Source organism: Acinetobacter sp. Root1280, assembly GCF_001425285.1.
GTDB classification, from domain to species: Bacteria; Pseudomonadota; Gammaproteobacteria; order Pseudomonadales; family Moraxellaceae; genus Acinetobacter; species Acinetobacter guillouiae.
The window spans coordinates 9,393-10,238 of the sequence record NZ_LMED01000018.1; the positions used below are offsets into that span (position 1 = coordinate 9,393).

Genomic DNA, 846 nt, shown 5'->3' on the forward strand with positions numbered 1-846 from the left:
ACATTAAAACTTTGTTCATTTGCTGTTTGATTACTGTTCAAAAACGCTGTAGGTACCTGCGCTAAATTAACCGTCTGATTTTCCATGGTACAGGTAGGAAAACCCCTAAAGTTCAGTTTAAGATTCAGATAGACTTCTACCGTCTTTGTTGCTGTGACACCGGTCGGCGGCGGATTACCACCAAGCGCCCAGTTATCATATTTAACAGTTAGAGTTCCAGCATGAATTTCAATGGTTTTACCATTTAGTGCATCTATAATTGAAGAGGAAGGTTGAACATTCAACTGAACTGCTAAGGAAAATAAATTAACAGACATAGTTGTCACACCTGATGAACCATTTCCTGTTGAATAACGTTCACCATTGATCGTGGTTATACCTCCTGTACCTCCGTTTGCGGTATTAGATGGAAAAATATTATAAGCTGTATTTTGATTTAAAATATCAACGGCATCATCTTTACTTTGAAAACGAAAGCTAAGCTTTAAATTACTGGCTAACCAATTTTTTGCTGCATCTAACGTAGTTGCATTTGCAGTTGAACCAATAACATTTACTGTTGATTTTACACCAAATGGTTTTGAGCCTTCCAAGTCAGTATTACTGGAATTTACCCTAAAATCGAATCGGGCAGCGGCTATTGGGCGACAGCCTCCACCTGAAGTTACAGGATACTGGGTGGCGTCTACAATATTTTGGCTATAAGGAAAAGCTGTGATATTGTTTGTACTACGGCTAATATTGAGCCTAGGTTGAAGAGCGCAATCTACCGTCGTAGCAAGCACCGCTTGTGAAAAAATCAAAATAGATGGAATGGTTAACCAAAGAAATTTATTCATGACTTAT

The 846-nt window shown here is 38.3% G+C and carries 1 protein-coding gene; it reads right to left on the minus strand.

Annotation, left to right across the window (positions count from 1 at the left end; all coding sequences use genetic code 11):
- The coding region (locus ASC84_RS23305; RefSeq protein WP_227515152.1) for a fimbrial protein at nt 1-839 on the minus strand (839 nt) is incomplete at its 3' end.
- Between the last annotated feature and the right edge of the window lie 7 nt (nt 840-846).